Below are 3,949 nucleotides of genomic sequence, written 5' to 3'. Positions count from 1 at the left end.
TTTTTTTCAAGCATTAGACGGCCTACGATATTCGACATTGTCTAGGTTGCTTGGAGATGTGTATACGAGACTGCCGTTCGGGGGTGGCGGGCCGCCGTCGTCGATGTGGGCGCTGCTCGTAATCCTCTTCGTGGGGGGACCGATGTCGCTGCTGTACTGGCTCGTGGCGTACGATCAGACCTCCCCGGAGCGTCGTCAAGAGCTCCTGTCGCAGTTCGGCGACTACTCGTTCGCCCCTTCGGGGTTCCGAATCGGCTGGACGCTCGCCGGTGCGGGCGTCGTCCTCGCGGGCGTGGCGGCTGTCGGGCTCGGCTCGTTCTCGACCGTGCCGTCGCTGCTCTCGGGGTTCACGCCGCTTCTCGTCTCGCTGTTCGTGTTCCTCCCGACGGTCGCGGGCTCGCGCGGGACGGACCTGCGGCTCGACCCGGCTGCCGGGACGATCGAGCGGACGTACAGGAGCCACGACCGAACGCGGACCGACGACCTCGGCGCCGTGATCCGGACGCGTCGGATCGACCTCCCGTGGACGACCGTTTTCCTGCTCGCGTACCGCGGGAACGCGTGGTACCGCTCGACCCCGTGGCTGTTCGTCCCGACCGCAATCGCGGACGACGTCGAGCGGCGGTTGGACGCGACCCTCGCGCGGAGCGACGGCCCGGAGCGGGCCAGCGTTCCGGAACGCGTCATCCTCGCGATCCTCGGTTCCGCTTCACTCGTCGTGGGTCTCACGATGGCCGTCGCGACGGGGGAGGGCGCCGCCGGCGCGCTGTTGACGGTCCTGACGGCTCCGTTCAGCCTCCTCTTCTTGGCGCTCGCGGCGCGGCTGTGACCGCCGGCCGAGGTGCCGGAGCAGTCGCTCGCCGACACCGGACGTGCCACCCCCTACCACGCGACTCATATACTCGGCACTCTAACTGTCGCGTATGGACAGAACGCGTCTGGAGAACGCGCTGGCGGAAGCGTTCGGCGGCACCGAGGCCGAGCGGCGGGCGGTCGCCCGGGCGGCCTGCGACCTCGCCGACTCCGGCCGGCCCTCCGAGGACCGCGGGCACGCGCTCACCGTTCCCGGCGTGGTCGACCACCTCGACGACGCCCCCGACGGCTCCTCTGTCGTCGAGCGCTGGAACTGGTGGCTCGGCGCGCTCGACGCAGCCTACGGCGGGTACGACTACTTCACCGTGCGGTTCGTCGAAGGCGACGAGGAAGCAGGACTCCGCCGATAGGTCGGCGAGGCGATCGCGCGATCGAGACCGAAGGCCGAATCGTCGGCGACGCTTCCACTTTCACTTTCACTCCGGGGATGGCTCGCTTATACGAGCTTTCCGCTCGAACTCGGAAGTATGAGCGCGAGCACACACGACCGACCCCGGTACGCGACGCCGACGCGAGTGGATGTCACCGACTGTCGAACGGATCGGATCGCCGACCGCGCCCGCATGAACCGCGTACGCGGGAGCGAGGTGGCGCTGGAACGCCGCGGCGGGCGGACGTTCCTCGTGACGCGGCCGTCGGAGTAAGTGGACGCGGAATCAGTCAGCGGTCGGAGACGGCCAATCGTCAGAGCGGATCAGTCGTCGGCCGCGAGCGGGCTTCGAACGGTGCCGCCGTCAGAGAGCAGACTGTCGAGGCCGATCCCGAGCGTCTCGTCGGTCTTCGCCATCGACTCCTCTCGGGGTGTGTCGGTCGCCAGCGCCCGGATCGCGTCGACGTTCTCCGGGACGACGTCGGCCTCCTGGTGGACGTTCTGGAACAAGTACAGATCCCGCCCCTCGACGCTTATCGACTCCTCCCAGACGCAGTTCTCCCAGAGGTCGCCGCGGGGGCGCCCGATGTCGGCGGCGTAGTCCTTCAGCGCGCCGGCGCCGTCGATCCCGGCGCTCTCGGGGATCAAGAATACGCGACTCTCGTCGACCAAGCGGTCCCTGACCGCCGCGGCGCTCGGCTCCTCGTCGAGGGTGACGTTGACGCTGTGGGTGTGCATCGCCGTGACGGGAGCTCTCAGCGCGGCCGTGTCGACGTCGACGCCCGGGAGGATCGTGTTCACGTCGGGCCCGTGGTGGGAGGGGACAGTCGTCGGGTCGGGGACGACGTCGTTGATCGGCCCCCGATCGGTCTCGCTCGGGTCGCCGCCGCGGCGGACGAGCGTCACGCGCGCCTTCTCGACGCCATACGCCTCGTCGATCGGCGCGAGGAGCCGTGAGAGCCCGGTGGTGTTACAGGAGACGACGCGGATCGAGTCGGCGCCGCGAGCGGCCTCGTAGCTTCCCCGGGCGTTGAACGAGGCGTCGGCGACGGCGGCGTCCTCGCCGCCCTGGTAGATCGCGGGCACGCCGTGGGCCTCGTACGTCGGTCGGTTGCGCTCGCCGACGCCGGAGGGACAGCAGTCGACGACGACATCGATCGCGTCGAGCAGGTCGGAGAGCGTCCCCGCCACGCCGAGGCCCGCGGCCTCGAACGCGTCGACCCGGTCGTCGATCGCCGCGTAGAGGTCGTAGCCGCGTCGGATCGCGGCCTCGGCGCCGTAGTTCGGGCTCGTCTTCGTCACCCCGACGAGTTCCATGTCGGACTGGGCCGCGATCGCGTCCGCGACCCGCTTACCGATCGTGCCGTACCCGTTGACGCCCACGCGTATCATACCGGACCCTCGCTCACACACCGGCATAATCTTTTCGAGTAAATTCATAAGAAATTAACTACGGCGTGAGTAATCGGTCGGTAAATTCGGCCGACGTGAGTGTGTAACTGAGTTTCGAAAAAGAGTAAAAATGAACAAATGAGAAGGACTAACGCCCGCGAACACCGAGTACCGCTCATGTCGTCCGACCTCTCCGAGGCGGCCGCGACCGCCGTGAACCAGTGTCTGCACGTCGCGCCCGACGAGTCGATCGTCGTCGTGACCGACGACGAGCGCGAGCGGATCGGCGAGGCCCTCTACGATGCCGCGACCGCCGTCACCGACGACGCGACGGTCCTCCGGTACCCGCCGGCCGAGCAGCACGGCACCGAGCCGCCCGCGCCCGTGGCGGCCGCGATGGCCGAGAGCGACGTCTTCCTCGCGCCGACGACGAAGAGCCTCAGTCACACCCGCGCCCGCGGAGCCGCCTGCGACGCCGGCGCCCGCGGCGCGACGCTCCCGGGGATAACCGAAGACGTGTTCGCGACCGGGCTCGACGCGGACTACGCCGCCATCGAGGCCGCGTGCGACGACGTGCTCGCGCAGGTCGCTGGCGCCGACGAAGTGCGCGTGACCTCGCCCGAGGGCACCGATATCGCGCTCGGGATCGGCGACCGCGAGTGGCTCTCGGACACCGGGATGGTGCGCGACCCCGGCGACTTCTCGAACCTGCCGGCCGGCGAGGTGTTCGTCGCGCCGGAGGCCGCGACCGGGACGTTCGTCGTCGACGGAACGATGATGCCCCACGGGCTGCTCGACGAGGGAGAAGAGCTCGCCTTCGAAGTCGAGGACGGGCTCGTCACCGCGATCGACGACGACGCGGTCCGGGCCGACGTTGAGGCGGCCGCGGAGTCGGTCGGCGACGCAGCGTACAACCTCGCCGAGCTCGGGATCGGGACCAACGTCGGCGTCGACGAGCTGGTCGGCTCCGTCCTCCTCGACGAGAAGGCGGGCGGCACCGTGCACATCGCGATAGGGGACGACGCGGGGATCGGCGGCGAGACGGACGCGCCGATCCACCTCGACGGCATCCTCCGGAACCCGACGGTCTACGCCGACGGTGACGAGATAGAACTGCCGACCGCGTAGGGGTGGGCGGAACGGGAACGACGAGGACCATTTATAAATAACCGATGCGGTGGCGCGCCTCTGAGCGGTCGCCATTAGTGATAGTCATAATTTTTGAAAAGATAGGAAACGATCAACCCACGCTCTCGCAAAGCTGAGGCGATGAGCATATTTACGAAAAATGTCACAGATGAGCGTTCGATACGT

Annotated in this window: 5 protein-coding genes; 4 read left to right on the top strand and 1 reads right to left on the bottom strand. The window is 68.1% G+C overall.

Annotated elements, in window-relative coordinates:
• The 3 genes from OQF71_RS14045 to OQF71_RS14035 form a co-directional block, all read left to right on the top strand.
• A partial coding sequence (locus OQF71_RS14045; protein ID WP_280588432.1) for a hypothetical protein occupies positions 1 to 829 on the top strand: 829 nt, incomplete at its 5' end.
• A 94-nt stretch (positions 830 to 923) separates the two neighbouring features.
• Positions 924 to 1,223: a hypothetical protein gene (locus tag OQF71_RS14040; RefSeq protein ID WP_280588431.1), complete on the top strand. Its 300-nt coding sequence runs from the start codon at positions 924 to 926 to the stop codon at positions 1,221 to 1,223.
• A gap of 117 nt (positions 1,224 to 1,340) precedes the next feature.
• The gene (locus OQF71_RS14035) at positions 1,341 to 1,517 is read left to right on the top strand and encodes a hypothetical protein (protein ID WP_280588430.1); all 177 of its coding nucleotides are present in this window, start codon (positions 1,341 to 1,343) and stop codon (positions 1,515 to 1,517) included.
• A gap of 50 nt (positions 1,518 to 1,567) precedes the next feature.
• Here OQF71_RS14035 and OQF71_RS14030 read toward each other — a convergent pair whose 3' ends face one another.
• The gene (locus tag OQF71_RS14030; protein WP_280588428.1) at positions 1,568 to 2,635 is read right to left on the bottom strand and encodes a type II glyceraldehyde-3-phosphate dehydrogenase; all 1,068 of its coding nucleotides are present in this window, start codon (positions 2,633 to 2,635) and stop codon (positions 1,568 to 1,570) included.
• Positions 2,636 to 2,812: 177 nt separating this feature from the next.
• On the opposite strand from OQF71_RS14030, the gene OQF71_RS14025 reads away from it, so the two are divergent.
• Positions 2,813 to 3,763, top strand: a complete 951-nt coding sequence (locus OQF71_RS14025) for an aminopeptidase (RefSeq protein ID WP_280588427.1) — start codon at positions 2,813 to 2,815, stop codon at positions 3,761 to 3,763.
• Positions 3,764 to 3,949 lie beyond the last annotated feature (186 nt).

Origin of the sequence: Halorubrum sp. Boch-26, assembly GCF_029889805.1 — an archaeon.
Classification (GTDB): Archaea; Halobacteriota; Halobacteria; order Halobacteriales; family Haloferacaceae; genus Halorubrum.
Note: the sequence above shows the minus strand (reverse complement) of the source record. Positions and strands in the feature narration are given on the sequence as shown.

Bases quoted from the DNA above. Each gene is read 5' to 3' on its own strand.
- OQF71_RS14040 (WP_280588431.1), top strand. From the start codon at position 924: ATGGACAGAACGCGTCTGGAGAACGCGCTGGCGGAAGCGTTCGGCGGC.
- OQF71_RS14035 (WP_280588430.1), top strand. From the start codon at position 1,341: ATGAGCGCGAGCACACACGACCGACCCCGGTACGCGACGCCGACGCGA.
- OQF71_RS14030 (WP_280588428.1), bottom strand. From the start codon at position 2,635: ATGATACGCGTGGGCGTCAACGGGTACGGCACGATCGGTAAGCGGGTC.
- OQF71_RS14025 (WP_280588427.1), top strand. From the start codon at position 2,813: ATGTCGTCCGACCTCTCCGAGGCGGCCGCGACCGCCGTGAACCAGTGT.